16 protein-coding genes are annotated in these 16,260 nt (G+C 42.0%); 3 read left to right on the top strand and 13 right to left on the bottom strand.

Annotated features, from left to right (window positions below):
- Positions 1–4 precede the first annotated feature (4 nt).
- The 4 genes from MHH60_RS27150 to MHH60_RS27135 all read right to left on the bottom strand — a co-directional run bounded on the left by MHH60_RS27150 (position 5) and on the right by MHH60_RS27135 (position 5,445).
- On the bottom strand, positions 5–1,483 hold the full coding sequence (locus MHH60_RS27150; RefSeq protein WP_076135630.1) for a Na+/H+ antiporter subunit D: 1,479 nt from the start codon (positions 1,481–1,483) through the stop codon (positions 5–7).
- Positions 1,480–1,815: a Na(+)/H(+) antiporter subunit C gene (locus tag MHH60_RS27145; protein ID WP_036686402.1), complete on the bottom strand. Its 336-nt coding sequence runs from the start codon at positions 1,813–1,815 to the stop codon at positions 1,480–1,482. The genes MHH60_RS27150 and MHH60_RS27145 overlap by 4 nt, the downstream gene beginning before the upstream one ends.
- The gene (locus MHH60_RS27140; protein WP_076135776.1) at positions 1,815–4,679 is read right to left on the bottom strand and encodes a Na+/H+ antiporter subunit A; all 2,865 of its coding nucleotides are present in this window, start codon (positions 4,677–4,679) and stop codon (positions 1,815–1,817) included. Before MHH60_RS27140 ends, MHH60_RS27145 begins: the two co-directional genes overlap by 1 nt.
- A gap of 127 nt (positions 4,680–4,806) precedes the next feature.
- The gene (locus MHH60_RS27135; RefSeq protein ID WP_232061321.1) at positions 4,807–5,445 is read right to left on the bottom strand and encodes a universal stress protein; all 639 of its coding nucleotides are present in this window, start codon (positions 5,443–5,445) and stop codon (positions 4,807–4,809) included.
- 345 nt (positions 5,446–5,790) lie between these two features.
- Here MHH60_RS27135 and MHH60_RS27130 point away from each other — a divergent pair, with 345 nt between their 5' ends.
- Positions 5,791–6,123 (top strand): ArsR/SmtB family transcription factor, encoded by a 333-nt coding sequence (locus tag MHH60_RS27130; protein WP_076135628.1) that lies wholly within the window; start codon positions 5,791–5,793, stop codon positions 6,121–6,123.
- 14 nt (positions 6,124–6,137) lie between these two features.
- Complete coding sequence (locus tag MHH60_RS27125; protein ID WP_076135626.1) at positions 6,138–6,674, top strand: SRPBCC domain-containing protein; 537 nt, start codon at positions 6,138–6,140, stop codon at positions 6,672–6,674.
- Positions 6,675–6,737: 63 nt separating this feature from the next.
- Here MHH60_RS27125 and MHH60_RS27120 read toward each other — a convergent pair whose 3' ends face one another.
- The 7 genes from MHH60_RS27120 to MHH60_RS27090 form a co-directional block, all read right to left on the bottom strand.
- Positions 6,738–7,490, bottom strand: coding sequence for an alpha/beta hydrolase (locus MHH60_RS27120; protein WP_081389008.1), 753 nt, complete (start codon positions 7,488–7,490; stop codon positions 6,738–6,740).
- Between the two features lie 11 nt (positions 7,491–7,501).
- Positions 7,502–8,302 (bottom strand): alpha/beta hydrolase, encoded by an 801-nt coding sequence (locus MHH60_RS27115; RefSeq protein ID WP_076135624.1) that lies wholly within the window; start codon positions 8,300–8,302, stop codon positions 7,502–7,504.
- 19 nt (positions 8,303–8,321) lie between these two features.
- Complete coding sequence (locus MHH60_RS27110; protein WP_076135772.1) at positions 8,322–9,326, bottom strand: FecCD family ABC transporter permease; 1,005 nt, start codon at positions 9,324–9,326, stop codon at positions 8,322–8,324.
- Between the two features lie 25 nt (positions 9,327–9,351).
- Positions 9,352–10,359, bottom strand: a complete 1,008-nt coding sequence (locus MHH60_RS27105) for a FecCD family ABC transporter permease (RefSeq protein ID WP_370510757.1) — start codon at positions 10,357–10,359, stop codon at positions 9,352–9,354.
- A gap of 22 nt (positions 10,360–10,381) precedes the next feature.
- Positions 10,382–11,398 carry an ABC transporter substrate-binding protein gene (locus tag MHH60_RS27100; protein ID WP_076135619.1) on the bottom strand — a complete coding sequence of 339 codons (1,017 nt, stop codon included), beginning with the start codon at positions 11,396–11,398 and terminating at the stop codon, positions 10,382–10,384.
- Between the two features lie 220 nt (positions 11,399–11,618).
- A complete protein-coding gene (locus MHH60_RS27095) occupies positions 11,619–12,071 on the bottom strand; it encodes a hypothetical protein (RefSeq protein WP_081389007.1) in 453 nt (150 codons plus the stop codon).
- A gap of 27 nt (positions 12,072–12,098) precedes the next feature.
- Positions 12,099–12,437: a winged helix-turn-helix transcriptional regulator gene (locus MHH60_RS27090; RefSeq protein ID WP_076135615.1), complete on the bottom strand. Its 339-nt coding sequence runs from the start codon at positions 12,435–12,437 to the stop codon at positions 12,099–12,101.
- Between the two features lie 165 nt (positions 12,438–12,602).
- Here MHH60_RS27090 and MHH60_RS27085 point away from each other — a divergent pair, with 165 nt between their 5' ends.
- Positions 12,603–13,331, top strand: coding sequence for an SDR family oxidoreductase (locus tag MHH60_RS27085; protein ID WP_076135613.1), 729 nt, complete (start codon positions 12,603–12,605; stop codon positions 13,329–13,331).
- Positions 13,332–13,501: 170 nt separating this feature from the next.
- Here MHH60_RS27085 and MHH60_RS27080 read toward each other — a convergent pair whose 3' ends face one another.
- Positions 13,502–14,893, bottom strand: a complete 1,392-nt coding sequence (locus tag MHH60_RS27080; protein WP_076135611.1) for an alpha/beta hydrolase — start codon at positions 14,891–14,893, stop codon at positions 13,502–13,504.
- Between the two features lie 511 nt (positions 14,894–15,404).
- On the bottom strand, positions 15,405–15,992 hold the full coding sequence (locus MHH60_RS27075) for a sensor domain-containing protein (RefSeq protein ID WP_256715135.1): 588 nt from the start codon (positions 15,990–15,992) through the stop codon (positions 15,405–15,407).
- Between the last annotated feature and the right edge of the window lie 268 nt (positions 15,993–16,260).

The raw sequence follows: 16,260 nt of genomic DNA, 5'->3' as shown, positions 1-16,260 counted from the left end.
AGTATCACTCCTTCATGACAGCGTTAATGTATAGTGCTGGATCAGCCAGTACAGCTCCGGCTTGGCTGACAAGTCCGTTTACCGTCTCCGCACCCACACCCATCAGAATTACAATCGCGAACAGAACAGCTGCCGGTGCCATCATAGCTTTATAATGAAGCGGTTTGACCTGTTCCTCCCTTTTCTCCCCACCCCAGAACACTTGCTGGAATACCTTGATCAAGGAATATAACACTACGAAGCTTGACGCAAGTGCAATCAGCGCCAGAGCCACGTGATTCTCGCCAAATCCACTCCGCACCATCATCACTTTTCCAGCGAAACCACTAAGGGGTGGAACACCAACCAATGCCAAAGTCAATACAAAAAACATCCAGCCGGTCCACGGATAACGTCGGATTAAACCACCCATTTCTCTTAAGCGGTCAGTGCCTGAAGCTGAGATAATCATCCCACCCAGGAAGAATAATAATGCTTTGGCAACCATGTCATGCATTAAATAAAACACTACACCATTTAACGAATCCTGAGTCGCGACAGAGATCCCAAAAGCAATAAATCCTACACTGATGATGATATTATAATTAAATATTCGGCCCAGATCGTTGTAAGCCAATGCCCCGATTGCCCCAAGTATCATCGTCGCCCCCGCCATCCAAGCAATCAATGTATGGGTAAGTCCCGGTTCTTGAATAAAAATCAAAGTAAAGGTACGAGTAATTGCATACAATCCGACCTTGGTTAGCAAAGCCCCAAACAGGGCTCTAACAGCCAATGGCGGTGCACTATAAGAATCGGGAAGCCAGAAAAAGAGCAGTAAACCTGCCTTAATCGAAAATACAATTAGCAGCAGGACCGCAATGACGTTCATTACTCCGCCTTGTCCCGCCTCTGCTACACGCATAGATAGATGCGCCATATTCAGTGTTCCTGTCGCGGCATATAAATAAGCAATCGTCGCCACAAACAAGGAAGAGGAAATCACATTAATTAATACATACTTTAATGTCTCTCGCAGTTGACCCTTGGACCCACCAAGTACGATCAAAGCGTAAGAGGCAACTAACAGCACCTCAAAACAGACAAACAAGTTAAACAGGTCCCCGGTGAGGAAAGAACCAAACACCCCGGTTAATAAAAAATGGAAAAACGGATAGTAATAAAACCGTTCTCTGTCTTCCCCAATGCTAGCGAAGGAAAAAAACAGACAAGCCGCGCCAACAATGGCCGCAGTCAACACTAGCAATGCCGAAAACATATCGGCAACAAACACAATGCCATAAGGTGGACGCCATCCCCCCATATATAAGGTCTGGATACCGTTTGTATTTACCTGATACACAATGAATCCTGCAACAAAGATATTTAAAAACACACTGACGGCACTTATGATTCGTTGCAGACGTACTCGTTCTTTCAGAAAAATGAGTATAACTGCCGTAATGGCCGGAATCAGCAGAGGCAGCACTAACAAGTTGTTCATCGTCTCTCCTCCTTGGTTCCTTCCACATCATCGGTACCCGTCGAGCGGTAAGTCCGGTATGCCAAAACAATAAAAAATGCTGTTACTCCAAAGCTAATTACAATAGAGGTCAAAATGAGCGCCTGCGGCAAAGGATCGACATAAGCTTCCGCTTCCTCACCCAGCAATGGTGCAGCACCTGTCTTGAGGCCAGACATTGTCAGTAACAACAAATGAACGCCGTGCGTTATTAAAGTGGTTCCCAGAAGGATGCGCAGCAAGCTTTTGGAAAGAACTAGATAAACACCTACGGAAAACAGTACACCGATCGCCAGGGCAATAATAAGCTCCATTAGCTATCCCTCCCGATCGTAAATATGATATTCATAGTGACACCAATAACAGCTAAGAAAACACCAAGATCAAAGAACATTGCTGTGGTCAGTTCTGTTTTTCCCATAAGTGGCAGTTGGAAATAGCCAAACGCTTGGCTCAGAAAAGGTACATCGAATAAAAACGAACCTATTCCTGTAAGAAAAGCTACAGATACCCCAACCGCGATTAACTTACGATAGTCGATAGGCAATACCTTCTCAACCATATCAATCCCAAAAGTAATGGCGAGCAGTACCAATGCGGCTGATGCCATCAAAGCCCCAATAAATCCGCCTCCCGGATTATTATGTCCGGCGAAAAACAGATAAAGCGAAAATATTAGTATCATAACGAAGGCTACTTTAGCTACCGCTTGTAGTAACACATCATCACTTACAGAAGAACGTGGTTTATTATCCTTCTCAGCCCGCTTCAGTGGGGCAATGTTTCCATCCGTATCCAGTTGCAGTTTGATCATGGAATAAATAGCAAGTGAGGCAAGGCCAAGCACTGTAATTTCAAACATGGTATCAAAGCCGCGGAAATCAACGAGCAGAACATTAACAATATTTTTACCGCCACCCAAGGTATAGCTATTCTCCACATAATATTTCGAGATGGATTCGAACGGACTACTGCCTAAAGCAGCAAGTGCAACCAATGTCATGGTTATTCCCATCCCAATGGAAATAATTAGCTTAGGCAAGCGGGACCGAAGTTTGAGCGGTTCTTTCTCCAGCTTAGGCAAATGCCGAAAACATAGCAGGAACAATGTAACGGATACTACTTCGACAATCATCTGCGTAAGCGCCAGATCAGGTGCCCGGAACAGAACAAAGAGTAAAGTAACCATATAACCAACCATTCCTGTTAACAAAATAGCTGTAATTCTGGAACGTATAAATGGGATAGCCAAAGCGCCCACAAGCATAACCATAACAACAATAACTTCAAACAAAGAAAACGGAGCATATTCAGTTGTCCCAAGCGTTATTCCATCGGTATACCACACGGCTCCACCAATGGCTACGATCAGGAAAGCGAAGATATACATCAAGTAATGGCGCATGGAACCTGTCATATAGGTGCCAGTCAACGCCTTAGACGATTTCTCGACCAGCCGGATTACTCCGTCATAGACTTGATTTAAAGTGTAGCCACTACCCCATTCTTTATCGACCAGACTCCAGCGGCCATAGATTCGGTAAACAATCATACCAAGAATCACAACACCAAGTGTCATCCATATTTCTGGTGTAAAGCCGTGCCAGAAATGAATATTCACAACAAAGGGTTCTCCGGTCTGCAAGATTGGGTGAATAGCATTCATTGCAGGGATAATAAGTGTTTTGGATAATATATTCGGGAAAAAACCGATAAATATAGACAGCACTGCTAGCAGGCACGGGGCAAGCAGAAGTCCAAATGGGGCTTCATGCGGTTTTTTGTCCAGCTTCTCAGGCTGATATTTTCCGAAAAAGGTGTGGAAAACCAAAATCATACTGTATGCAAAAGTAAACACGCTGGCAATCCAGGCCAAAACCGGGAAGAGCGTAAACAACGAGGGAATAGACAATATATCCAAGTTTCGGATATTCAGAACAGCCGTAAAAAACATCTCTTTACTTAAAAACCCGGAAAATGGCGGCAAACCAGCCATCGAGAAACTGCCGATCATCGCTACCGTAAAGGTAACCGGCATAATGGAAATCAGTCCGCCCAGCTTTCGCAGGTCTCGGGTACCCGTCTCATGGTCAACTATACCGACCATCATAAACAAAGAGCCTTTAAAGATGGCATGGTTAATAAGGTGAAAGATAGCCGCTGTTGTTGCAGCAGTATAAAAGACTGAATCTTCCCCTACATAAAATGCCGCTGCCGATCCCATTCCCAGCAATCCCATAATTAGTCCAAGTTGACTAATCGTTGAATAGGCTAATAGAGCCTTCAGGTCCGTCTGCTTCATCGCCTGGATGGAGCCATAAATCAAGGTGATCAAACCGACGCCTGACACAACCCAGAACCACTCATATTGCCCCGCAAAAACAGGGCTGAAACGGGCGACAAGATACAATCCAGCTTTAACCATCGTTGCCGAGTGCAGATAGGCGCTGACGGGTGTCGGTGCCTCCATGGCATCCGGCAGCCAGATATGAAAGGGGAACTGCGCTGATTTGGTGAAGGCGCCTAAGAGAATTAGCAGCATCGCCGGAATAAATAAAGCATGCCCGCTAATATCGCCAACCTCACTCCAAATTTCCCGGATACTAAAGGTGCCTGTCATTACATAAAGCATTAAAAAGCCGGCAAACATCGCTAAACCACCAAATACGGTAATCAACATAGATTTGAGAGCACCATACCGCGATTTTTGCCGCCGATGCCAAAAGGCAATTAACAGAAATGACGAAACACTTGTTAATTCCCAAAAGCCGTATAACACCATCAAGTTATCCGAGAGCACAACGCCAAGCATCGCCCCCATAAATAACATTAGATAAATATAAAAAGGGGTTAACGCTTCTTTTCGCCGGTCCAGATAATAAATTGAGTAAATAATCACAAGACTACCCATCCCAGTGATTAGCAAAGCAAACAACAAACTTAATCCATCCAGATGGAACACCAAATCAATTCCTAGTGAAGGAATCCATGAAATGGTTTCATATCCCAAATCCCCACCCCTAATAACGGGAATCCGGGTTAAGAAATAAACAAACAAAACGAGTGAACCAGGGAAAACAAGCCATCCTCTATGAAGGTTGGGTGCTCTCTTGGACAAAAGTGCGATTACTAAGGCCATTAGAAACGGAACAAGTATGATTACATGCAGCAAAGGCAGTCCTCCTTTTCCACTTGAGCTTATCAAGTTGTGAACTTTAGTACTTACTTTTTTACCAAAAGCCAAAGATCATATGATTGGTAGGGCCTTATATACAAGGCCCCAATGTTGATAAGGGCAAGCCTGATTATAAAGAATCAGTCAATGTGCCATCACAAATATGCAGATATCTAGCCTTTCCATCTTCTTGCTCAATTCTGAATAAACCGTTCTCAAATTCTGTGTGTAGTTCGTGGAAGAACTTTCCCTTAAGCGAATACTCTCCCTGAGGTTCATCACTGAGCTGATACTCAGCCCCGTTTTTGACCAGGTAGGCGATAACGCCTTCCTCATGGGTTTCTTCCAGTCCGGCACGCATCCTCTGCACAGCCACGACATGCAGATCCATCATTTTCATTTTACCAATGAGTTCATTGATGAAATTACGTTTGGTAAGCTCCTGCCACCGAGTTTGAGCAGATTGTCCAATGACGATCTGTGTAACCTCATTCTCTTCAGCAACTTCTACAATAATATCTGTTGTTTTTCGGCCTTCACGTTTCCGAATGATAAACTCTGCGCCAGCTTCATCGGCAAGACGTTTCCAGACCGTCATATACATTTCTTTGCTCTGATTATATTCATCAATATCCGAACTATCGACATTTAATACAAACAATGGCGCCCCTATAATTTCAGATAGTTGGACACCACGCCGGATTAAACGCTCCCCATGCGGACCATAATGAACACAAACCATAATCTTTTCATTGTGTATGACCTTCACCCTCCTGTAACATGGCCAAGAAATACAAAAGGAGCCCACTGGCGTTAGGCCCCTTGCGTAATTCTAAAACCCGATAAGTTATACTTAATTATATCTATTCCTATGTTTTTTGTAAAGTTTGATGGTTATCATGGAACATATTTCTTTTTAATGCTTGTATCATGCCCTTCTCTAGCAGTTGTCATACAAAGCTTATTATATATTCCTTTACAGGAATATTCCCTTCATGGTATATTATCATCACAAACAGGAAATACCAAAAAGGAGACGCTATAGAGCCGCTCAACCACATTACGTCATAATAGAGATACGAATGAATTTAATGAATCGAAGTGATCCTTGTTTATGAATACTAACGTTATGAGTGCCTTAGCTGAGCCACACCGCATGCAGATCGTGGAACTATTACGCGAGAATCCTCTAACCGTTGGGGAGATTGCAGAAAGTCTTCAGCTACGGCAGCCTCAAGCGTCCAAGCATTTGCGCGTCCTTAGTGAAGTGGGCTTAATTGAAGTTCAAGCTGTTGCTAACAAGCGCATTTGCAAGCTCCGTCCTGATCCATTTAAGGAAATAGACGATTGGTTAGACTCCTACCGCCATATATGGGAAGATCGATACGATCGACTGGATGATTATTTGCAAAAGCTACAGAGCAATGAAAACAATAAAAAATCTTGAGGAGGATCTATCCCATGACAAATTCTAACCCGTCTAACCAAGTGGTATCCAAAGTTGTTGATGGCAACACATTAGTATTAGAGCGCGTATTCCAAGCTCCACGTGAGCTAGTATTCAAGGCTTTTTCTGAGGCTGAGCATTTGAAGCACTGGTGGGGTCCAAAAGGTTGGACGCTTCCCGTATGTAATATCGATTTCCGTCCAGGGGGTACTTGGCATTATTGCATGAAGTGCGTGGATAAGAATCAAGGTGATTTCTACGGTATGGAATCTTGGGGCAAGGCGTTGTATAAGGAAATCACAGTCCCAGAACAAGTCATTTATACAGATGGGTTCTCAGATGCAGAGGGGAATATTTCAAAAGATTTGCCTGAGACGCTTGTCCAACTAGATTTTATCGACCTGGAGGGTCAGACGAAGCTGGTGAATATCGGTAAATACTCTTCTCCGGATGCCTTGCAACAAGTTATAGATATGGGGATGTTAGAGGGGATTTCCCAAACCTTCGACAATTTGGATGCCCATCTTGAGAATTTACAGAAGAATAACTAGAGCAGCTATCACACGATAAATAGGACGATGCAAGGATACTCTCTCCTGATCGTCCTATTATGTTTATTTTGCAGGAAATAAGAACCTGATACTTTTCGGAAAATATTGCAGGAAAAACGTGTCATTATGCGTGCCCAGCGGATCCGTCTCAAACTTCACACGCTGATCCGCTCCATCAATCTTCTCTTTTAAAATATCATAAGCACGTTTGCTGTTAGGTACCATGTCCTTCTGGGCATTTGTCTTGTGGATCCCTTCCTGCTCACCAACATACATATAAATTCTGCATTCCCTATCTAGTCTTGAAGTCTCCATGAAATGAATGAAATCTTTAAACCATACAGACGCAGATATGAATATATAATTCCCAACAATAGCTTCAGTCTTGTACATCGCGTACAGACTTATTAATCCACCTAGTGAAACACCACCCAAAGCTAATTTCTCCGGCTCGTTGGAGATGCGATAGGAGCTTTTGATATAGGGTACAAGATCCTGATAGACATAATTCAAATAATTATCGCCCTTGCCCCCAAAGGACCAATCCTTAAAAAGAGCAGGCATTTCCCAAGGGGTATATTCATCATTCCGCAGCTGAGAATCAATCCCTATAAAAATAACCGGCTCTGTTACTCCCTCTTCCACATCTTTCTCTATAGCTGTAATCGCCTCTTTGAACAAAAAATCTCCATCCTGTAAGAAAACCGCTGGGAATATCCGCTCCGGAATTAGATGATATTCTTTCGGTAAATATACGGTAATCTGACGATCCATATGTTCAAAAAGCACAAGCTCGCCTGCCCTCATTTGCGTCATATCCCCACTCCTTAACAGTTCAGTACTCGAAACGCTCTACTCATAATCGTTGGTACTACAGAAGCGTGATTTTCATTGGGTGCGACATAGTGCTCAACCTCTAAATTAGGCAAAGCATACTCGTTCAATTTTGAAAATAAACCTGCTGCGTCATCGACCATAAACGACTCTTCACTCCCTACGGTAATCAATAACTTTTGTTTATCGGTCATCTTCACTTGACCATTGTTATAGAACCGCTCCGCATACGTCAGGATTTCATGATCATTCCACCAAATGGATGGACTAGAGGCCAAATAATACTGGAATAGCTTCGCACGAGTGAATAGCGTCCAGAGGATAAATAAACCGCTGAGGGAGTGACCAAACAAGGCTTGTTTATGCTGATCCACATTATATTTCTTGTTAATTGCTGGCATTAACTCTAATTCTAAAAAAGCCAAAAACTTCTCAGCCCCACCATGTGGTCCAATGTCAGCATTTTTCAATCGATCCGGATATACATACTGCTTCGCAGGAGGTGTGAAATCATAAAATCTTCTTTTAGAGACCTCTTCATCTGAACCATAATGTCCAATACCAATCACAATTGCTGGTGCAATAAAAGTTTTTGGGGCATTTCTTGACTGCAATTTCACAACATCCCGACCCAATTGAAAATATGAATTACCATCGAGCATGTAATACACGGGAAGGCCCTTTTCTGGTGCTGCTTCTCTGGGAAGAGAAACCTTTATATCGTACGTGTAACCCATATTCTGTGATTCTAGTTTCCATGATTCTGTGTGTTCGAGCTCTACTTGTGTTGACATTTTATCTGTACACTCTCCCTTACACTCTTGACTTTGCTAATAAATATAAGAAATAAGGAATACCAATAATCGAAACGACCATACCCACGGGTAACTCTGCCGGCTGAAATATTGTTTTGGCAAAATAATCCGAGATCACCAGCAAAAACATCCCAATCACTGCACTGGATAACATAATATAGCGGTGATTAATCCCTACTAATCTTCTGGCGATATGAGGCGCCATCAAGCCTATAAAACTTATAGAACCGGATACAGATACACAAACACTTACAATCCCCACACTGCATAACAGAAAGATCAGCTTTTCTTTTTCTACGGAGATCCCTAAACTCTTTGTACTGGAATCCTCCAATTGAAAATAATTGAGTAAATAGCTTTTACGATACATTACAAATCCTAAAATAAGCACCCAAGGTGCGATCATAATGATATAAGTCCAGTTCGCGCTGTAAATACTTCCGACACTCCAAACCGCAGCCATCTCATAATCACTTGCATTCATTTTCAGAGAAATATACAACGACAACGCACCAAAACCACTGCTAATCGCGATCCCTGTCAAAATCAAGCGTTGCATATCGAGTGCACCATTCCGCCATGAGAAAATAAAGATAATCACAACTGCGGCAAGCCCACCTACAAAACCAAACAGCGGCATGGCTAGTATCGAGAACCAGCTTTCTTTGAAAAAAGTAACTCCCGACATCTGAAAGAAAAACATAAACGCAACGATGGCAGCTCCTGCGCCTGCATTAATCCCAAGGATACCTGGATCAGCCAGCCCGTTACGGGTAATCCCTTGAATGACTGTTCCCGCCATCCCCAGACCTATTCCTACTAATGACGCAATAATGATCCGTGGTAACCGAAACTGAAAAATAACCAGGTCAAATTTAGCATTAGGATCTATTCGCAGCAGTGTTTTTATCACATCCATTACAGACATATCAAACACGCCATTCGTAAGATGAAAATACCCCGCCACAAGGGTTAACAGGATAAAAACTAATAATGTCAGCATATAGCGGCTAAACTGTATTTTACTTCTATCCACGCTGTTCTCCCCCTTTAACCCGAATTAAATAAAGGAAGAACGGGATGCCAATAAAGGCTGTTACAACACCTATCGGCGTCTCAAACGGAAAGTTAATATAACGGCTTAAGACATCGCAAAACGCTAAAAAAACAGCTCCAATCACTGCTGAGCAAGGAATGATAAAGCGATAGTCTATACCTACGATAAAACGTGTAATATGAGGAATGATTAGACCCACAAAGGCTATCTTGCCGACTAAAGCTACTGCTGTCCCGGTCAGACATATAACAGATATAATACTGACAATTTTCACCCATTTTGTTCGTTGACCCAAACTAATCGCCGTTTCATCCCCCAGGGAAGCAACCATTACTGACTTAGAAATACTAACCGCCAAGAGCAGTCCAACGATAATAAAAGGAACTGATAATATTAGCATATCTGGATTAACGGTATGTATTTTCGAGCTATACCAAACGCTAACATTTTGTGAGACTTGAAAAAACATCGCTACTGCTGACGCGATACTACTTAAAAAGGTACCAATTACAGTTCCAATAATGGCTAACCTGACTGGAGATAAGCCGTTTTTAACCAATGAACCAAATCCGAAAACCAAACCCGCTCCGATCGCTGAACCCACCATGGATAAAATAATCATCTGAACATTTGATAATCCCGGATAAAACACCATAGCCAACGTAATAACAAATGCCGATCCGTCATTTACTCCCATAATCGAGGGTGATGCAAGATAGTTACGTGTAACCCCCTGCATTAACGCCCCTGAAACAGCCAAAGCCGCTCCAACTAATAAAGCGGCGATTACACGCGGAAATCTAGATGTCATAATAATGTTGTGGTCCACATTATTAGCATCGAAGTGTGTAATCGCCTGCCATATTGTCAATATTCCAATATCTTTAACACCATATAAGACGGATACAACAATTGCTAATACGATGAATAATGGAGAAGTTGATAGGATCAAAATAACTTTCCAATTTTTTGTATTCATCTTATTCATCGCACCTTCGGTTTTACTTCAACAAGTTTTCAATTGCTGCATCCAGGAATCTTACTTTAGACCAAGCCGTTCCACCTTGTGCCAACGGATCAATTGCATTTACAAACACATGATTATTTTTGACAGCAGTAACGCTTTTGAAGATCGGATTCTTGAGCAAATCATCAAGTGCTGTTGCATTATCAGTATTCTCGCTAGTCTCAAACTGCAAGAAAATATAGTCCGGATTAATATCCGCCAAAGCTTCTAATGAAAGCTCTGCTTGTGCCTCTGTAGAGGAGATCACCTCAGGAATGGCAGCACCCAGATCTTCATAAATAACCGGATTCAAATAAACGCCAGCAGGATACACACACATACTGCCTTGACGAATACGAATGACTAGAATGGATTGATCTTTCAGCTTTTCTCCAATTTCAGCCTTTGCACCCGCAGCTTTGGATTCATAATCACTAATAATTTTTTCTGCATCTGTGGTCTTACCGGATAATTGGCCTAATAAGAGCAAATTATCTTTCCAGTTTGTTGAAATATGTGAATAAGGAATCATCGTTTGAATTTTATTAAGTGCGCCAGCCACATCTTCCCCAAACTTGGAAGACCCTAAGATAACATCTGGATCCAGTTGCAGAATCGCTTCATTACTTGGAGCAAATTTATCCCCCACTAACGATGCACCCGCTAGCTCTGTTGACAGATAACCTGGAATGGCATCAGCTATTGCAAGTACACCTACAGGTTTCACTCCCAGTATGGCAGCATCTTCCATAGATTCGAGACTTGCTGCTACAATATTATTAATCTCTGCAGGCACGACATAATCCTTGCCCAAATATGTAACGGTTTGTTCAGTGGCAACGGCCTCCTGAGCCGCATTTCCTTTGTTATTTGCAGTTCCTTCTGCTGCTACTGCAGCATTATTTGTGCTTTTTTCTGAAGCTGTCTTATCCTTTTCATTGTTACCGCAAGCTGCCAAACTCAAAGCTAAAACTGCTGATACCCCTGCTAATAAATATTTTTTCTGATTCATATTCAATCTCCCCATCTATATTTTATTTATCATTCTTCAAATTAAAGTAATGATAATGAGAATCGTTATCATATTAAATCATATGAGAATAATTATCAATACTTTTCTTTGATTATATGAAACCTTGTAATTTAACAGTTGCGTTGAATTATTAGTGAACACGCAGAAGAACCCGCACCAAATGCGGGTTCTTCTACACTATAAATATGAGTCCGTTTTTTTAATCAGCGTTATAAAACTCAGATAAGTCACGGAACAACAATCCGCACTCCTCTAGTCTATTAAGTTCCTCATCCACATCAGTGATCAAATTGCTTTCTCTCTCATGGGCTGTATTGATTAGCCACGGTTGTCCCTGCTTTAGAAAACAAAGATCATCAGGCAGCCTGGTCTGTACCCACGAGTACAAGCTGGTGGAACAGGATAAAAGAATATTGACCGCTTCAGGTGAACAATGAAAAAAATAAACATCTGCATAATGCCCCATAAGCCGAGTCCCCGGCCAATAGTCATCTTTTATGACCTTTTTGAGAAAAGGTTGTAGCTGTTCAAGCAGTTTAAATCCTTCTGGCTCCAACTCCATCTGATCACGTTTTACTAGAATAAATTCATCACATACTTCCATAGCTACCTGTACCAGCGTCTTGTAGGTCTGACCCGTTGGTTCCTGCAAAATAGTATGAATAATAATGTACCCCCTCTACTTCTTTGTATTATTCAAATATTCTTTATGCATCCTACCCCAGCCACACATGCTATCCAACACTGTAATTAGCGATTTGCCATGTTCTGAAATACTATATTCCACCCTCAAAGGAAGCTCATGATAACTCACCCGGTCGATAAGCTGATCCTCTTCAAGCTCCCGTAATTGTTTAGCTAACGTACCTTGGGAGACATCAGGGATGATCCGTCTAAGTTCACCAAATCGTTTTGTGCCATCTATCAATAAAATAAATAAAATGAGCGGCTTCCACTTTCCACCGATCTTTTCAAGTGTTGTAAGAACCCCAGTCAATCTCGGCTCCAGCAAATCCATGTGATCCCCTCTTTCGATAGTTATATAACTATATGTTCGAACCAGCTAGTACGAAAAATCGTACCTAGTACGAAAAAAGTGCGTACTGTGCAGGTTATATTTTATAGCTAATAATAAAAAACAGATCTTAATAAGTCCAATTAACTATGAACGGAGAAGATAAATATGTCCACTATTTCATTAAAAAACCAGCGCATCGTCATTATCGGAGGAAGCTCCGGAATAGGGCTAGCGACTGCCAAACAAGCGGTTGAACAAGGCGCAGCTGTCATAATCGCTGGGCGTTCACAAGATAAATTAGAGAAAGCTCAAATGCTTCTAGGATTCGATTCTGTTGAAATTCATTCACTAGATAATCAAAATGAACAGAACTTGAAAGCTTTCTTTGAAAAAATCGGCGCATTTGACCATTTGTTCACTCCGGGAGCCTCCTATGTTAGAGGACCCATTACTTCTAGCTTGGAGATTGCACACAGTTGCTTTAATGCAAAGTTCTGGCCGCAATATAATGCTGTAAAGCATTCCATCCCTTTTATCAACCCTACAGGCTCCATTGTTCTTATGTCCGGCGCATTCAGCCAACGTCCACTTGCAGACGGTGCCTCCTATGCAGCTTGTAACGGCGCGATTGAAAGTCTGGGAAAAGCATTAGCAGTAGAATTGGCACCGATTCGGGTAAATGTCATCTCCCCCGGAACCATTCATACCAACTTTAATTGGGAAGGTGCAGAACAGGAAACTAGAGACAAGGCTTACGACGAATATACGAATATCAATCTCCTTGGCAGGGTTGGCCATGCCGACGAAGCAGCACATACAACGATTTATTTGATGACCAATAACTATACAACAGGAAGTACTTTATTTCCGGACGGGGGATATATTTTGCGATAAAAAACGCTGAGTCAATAGGTAGGAAACGCTACTTATTGACTCAGCTTCTTTTAGTTTAAAGTATCAGGGATTAATTCCTGGTTATCAGCCAGGGGATCATTTTCCCTTAGTTACGCTCACAGTAATTCCAAGTAAGGCGCATAACCTCATTTGATTATGAACTCCAATGACTACTTCGTATTAAAGATTATACTTATGGAATCCTCCTGAATCTCCTTAATTGTATATATACCAATTTTTTCAGCAGCACTCACTAGCGCTGAGATATACTCAGGAGTTGAATTTAATTTCCGAGCAGAGGGCTTCAGGTTAATGGAGAACTCCTCCCCATGCTCGTCAACATCAAGAGATTTCACATAAACTTTAAATACCTTTACATAATGCTCATAGTTAACCAAATGTTCTTCAGTAACACCTTGAAATGAAACATTTACTTTCAAGGATTCCGGCTTCAGGAAGCTCACGTTACCTGCATTGTCTACCTGACCTACTTCAGGATTCAACACTTGATATTCAACTCCGTCAAGGATTGTATAATCCATCCCATTATCCATAGTAACTAGTAAATTAAGACGCACATCGATAGCTTCTGGTCCGATTAATGTCAGATAGTCGCTTACTTCATGCTTGGTCGTTTGTTCAGCCTCTTTCCCGGCGAACATAATCAATGGACTATGTACACGTCTATTCCATGACTTCTCTTCATGTGTACCCAAAGGGTCCATCTGAAAGAATAGGTCCTTCCCTAATACAAATCCCTTCGACTTTAGTACAGTCACAAGCGGATCAATTGGCATTCCTTCGGTTACGCCCATGTCGAGCCAAATCTTTAAGGCAGGCTTCCCGGACTCTTTCGCCAACTCCTCCAACATGCGCCCATTGCCTACCCAAGTAGCAGGGGATAAAGCTCCTATCGACGAAAAAGTCTCAGGATGTTGATATCCCATCCATAATGCCTGAACAGCACCGAATGACGATCCCATAATCATCCGGTGATCCCGATCGGGAATGGTCCGGTAAGCACCATCCACATAGGGAATAACTGTATTGATAAAATATTGGGTAAATTCGGCTGCACTCGCTCCATCCGAAGGAATAGACTGATCCGGAAATGGAACATACTCCATTCCCCGTTCTGATCCATCACTTGAAGCGACTCCTATCACGATAACCTTCTCCATGGTTCCATCAGCAACAAGCTGATCAATGATCTCCTCAACTCTCCATTCTTTGCCTAAAGAGCTGGTATTTGTGTTAAAAACATTCTGCCCATCGTGCATATACACAACAGGATAACGCTCGCTGTCAGCTTCATACCCTGCAGGTAAATAAACAAATATTCTCCGCTCACCTATATTTTCTATGTGCACAGTACCCTTTGCTACCACCTTATTGGTTGGGTTCTCCGATGCTTTAGAAGTATTGCTTATCGTTGGATTGGGGGTTGGTGATGTAGCAACTTTTTCATTTACATTTTCGTAACTGGAACATCCCGAAAGCGCTAACAAAACTAATATTGCAAACCCCAAAAAGCTCCATCTAAATAATCCATTTGAATGCATAGAACCCCTCCTGATTTTTGTTCAAACGTTTTCACAACTCTCATTATACAGGATTTATATGGGATAATGAACATTTTTTCACAAGTTGGGGCAATGTGTAAAAGCGCTCAAGTTTAATTGTATTTCATACAACTATAATCCATCAGAGCGCTCGATCACTGGATATAAGTGTATTTTGTGCAGTTATTTTCTGAAATCACGCCCTTATAAGTGGATTCTCTAGTTTTTAGTTGTATCAAGTGCAGTTAAAGTCAGGATTATTCTTTTAGCACTCGAAATAACTGCACAAAGTACAGCTATTTCGCAGATTCCTTCAACATCACACCAACATCCGACACCAAAAAAATCAAAGAAGCAATCAGTCAGCTTCCACTAGCTCATCATTTGCAAAAACAAACCTTCCCGCAGACCAAAAACACCAGACAAGGATTCTCCACGAACTGAAGGATCGTTGTCTGGTGTTTTATTCAGATTCAGAAAGGGTTGTTTTGAGACAATCTCTTCTTTCCAATTAGTACTGTTGTCCTTCCTCGTAGGATACGAACAGCATTCTACGTTGCACATCCATAAGCATACGAATCACCCAACTTGCTAACAAGGCAACAACAAATCCAGCTACTACATAGGAGATATATTGTTGGGATAATGTCCAGTCGATCTGGAACAAAGCAAACACACTATTCTCTAAGATGTTCAAATCCATGGTTTGCAAGAAAATCTGGTGCAGCACAGGTAGTGTAATCAGGCCCAGTGCAGCCGCTACTACAGTTACTGTTATTGAAAAGAATATAATGCTGGATACGAATCGACCCATAATCAGCATGACGTTACGGGCAAACTTCGCTCCATGAAAACCTAACTTCATTCGTTGCAGAAAGCCCGCTCCCTCCAGCTGCATATCCGATCTGGCCTCTTCAATAGGTCTAGGAATATCTAACAATGATCTGACCAGCTCTTGCTCAAATTGTACGATGTAATCCAATCCCTTAGCTACTGCAAAAAACAAAGGAATTCCGATGAATATTGGGGTTAACGCAATGGATAACGTCAGCCCTGTCACCATAAACACGAAATATACAATCGTAAGCGGCAAAGAGATTAAGAAGTATAAAATACTCCGATATGTCTATGGACTTGCTCCACGTTTGCGCGTTTTAGATTGGGGTTGTGATTCTGCTGGAATATGCATGGAATCAAGAGCTCCCATCGGCATAGTGTATAACTTATCATTCATTTCTATTGTCCTTCCTCTCACGTTTTTCAATTAATCTCATTATACGTGGGAAAAAGAAGGCTCAAAACAGTCTTGGGGCTGGAGTCATACCAGACTAAAGGCTAGGATTTGCAGCTTCAAGGCGCATAATTAA

This window comes from Paenibacillus sp. FSL H7-0716, assembly GCF_038002705.1.
Classification (GTDB): Bacteria; Bacillota; Bacilli; order Paenibacillales; family Paenibacillaceae; genus Paenibacillus_AQ; species Paenibacillus_AQ odorifer.
Note: the sequence above shows the minus strand (reverse complement) of the source record. Positions and strands in the feature narration are given on the sequence as shown.

Excerpts from the sequence above, each read along its gene's own strand:
- MHH60_RS27090 (WP_076135615.1), bottom strand. The coding sequence starts at position 12,437 with ATGGATTTGCTGGAGCCGAGATTGACTGGGGTTCTTACAACACTTGAA.
- MHH60_RS27115 (WP_076135624.1), bottom strand. The coding sequence starts at position 8,302 with ATGTCAACACAAGTAGAGCTCGAACACACAGAATCATGGAAACTAGAA.
- MHH60_RS27080 (WP_076135611.1), bottom strand. The coding sequence starts at position 14,893 with ATGCATTCAAATGGATTATTTAGATGGAGCTTTTTGGGGTTTGCAATA.
- MHH60_RS27125 (WP_076135626.1), top strand. The coding sequence starts at position 6,138 with ATGACAAATTCTAACCCGTCTAACCAAGTGGTATCCAAAGTTGTTGAT.
- MHH60_RS27150 (WP_076135630.1), bottom strand. The coding sequence starts at position 1,483 with ATGAACAACTTGTTAGTGCTGCCTCTGCTGATTCCGGCCATTACGGCA.
- MHH60_RS27100 (WP_076135619.1), bottom strand. The coding sequence starts at position 11,398 with ATGAATCAGAAAAAATATTTATTAGCAGGGGTATCAGCAGTTTTAGCT.
- MHH60_RS27130 (WP_076135628.1), top strand. The coding sequence starts at position 5,791 with ATGAATACTAACGTTATGAGTGCCTTAGCTGAGCCACACCGCATGCAG.
- MHH60_RS27085 (WP_076135613.1), top strand. The coding sequence starts at position 12,603 with ATGTCCACTATTTCATTAAAAAACCAGCGCATCGTCATTATCGGAGGA.
- MHH60_RS27145 (WP_036686402.1), bottom strand. The coding sequence starts at position 1,815 with ATGGAGCTTATTATTGCCCTGGCGATCGGTGTACTGTTTTCCGTAGGT.
- MHH60_RS27110 (WP_076135772.1), bottom strand. The coding sequence starts at position 9,326 with ATGCTGACATTATTAGTTTTTATCCTGTTAACCCTTGTGGCGGGGTAT.
- MHH60_RS27120 (WP_081389008.1), bottom strand. The coding sequence starts at position 7,490 with ATGACGCAAATGAGGGCAGGCGAGCTTGTGCTTTTTGAACATATGGAT.
- MHH60_RS27105 (WP_370510757.1), bottom strand. The coding sequence starts at position 10,359 with ATGAATACAAAAAATTGGAAAGTTATTTTGATCCTATCAACTTCTCCA.